This window comes from Flavobacterium buctense (assembly GCF_014486695.1).
In the GTDB taxonomy this organism is placed as follows: Bacteria; Bacteroidota; Bacteroidia; order Flavobacteriales; family Flavobacteriaceae; genus Flavobacterium; species Flavobacterium buctense.
Genome location: NZ_JACTAB010000028.1, coordinates 1 through 900, shown reverse-complemented (window position 1 = coordinate 900; position 900 = coordinate 1). Strand labels below are relative to the sequence as shown.

At 40.4% G+C, this 900-nt stretch carries 1 pseudogene; it reads left to right on the top strand.

Features of this window, described 5'->3' with window-relative positions:
- Positions 1-900: pseudogene (locus tag ICG50_RS13005) on the top strand (hypothetical protein); the annotation flags it as partial.

The following is a 900-nucleotide window of genomic DNA, read 5'->3' as shown; positions in this document are numbered from 1 at the left end:
CGCCAACCTTAGCGGATGTAACCGGACAATGTTCGGCTACGGTAACACCGCCAACGACAACTGACGCGTGTGCGGGAACAATAACAGGTACAACTACCGATGCGTTAACTTATAACACTCAAGGTACTTTTGTTATCACTTGGACTTTTAATGATGGTAACGGAAACTCAACTACGGCTACTCAAAACGTAATTGTTGATAATACTATTCCGCCAACTGCTCCTACTTTAGCAGATGTAACCGGACAATGTTCGGCTACGGTAACGCCACCGATTACAACCAATTCATGCACAGGAACTGTTATCACCGCTACAACTACTGATCCTTTAACCTATAATACTCAAGGCACTTTTGTTATCACTTGGACTTTTAATGATGGCAACGGAAACTCAACTACGGCTACTCAAAATGTAATTGTTAGTGATACTGTTGCACCAACATGGGTCACAACTATTGGCTCTTTAAATGCAACAGTAGCATGTAATGACGCTAGTGCTTTAGCTATTGCACAAGCACAATTCCCTGTCGCTAGTGATGTTTGTGATACCGATGTAACAAATATTGTGAAAATCACTGGTGAATTTATACCTTCTTCTGACTGTGCTAACACTGGTTCTTATACTAATTTATGGACAGTAACTGATGATAGTGGAAACATTTCTGTTGTATTTTCTCAAACCATCACCGTAAATGATAATGTGGCGCCTACTTTTGTTCAAGTACCACCTGTAAATACTGTTGCTACTTGTAATAACATTCCGGATCCAGCTGTATTGACTGCTATTGATAATTGTGGTTCTGCTAATGTAACTTTGAATGAAGCAATCATCCAAGGAAGCTGTCCGTCGAGTTACCAAATCGTAAGAACATGGACTGCTACTGATGCTTGTAACAATACTG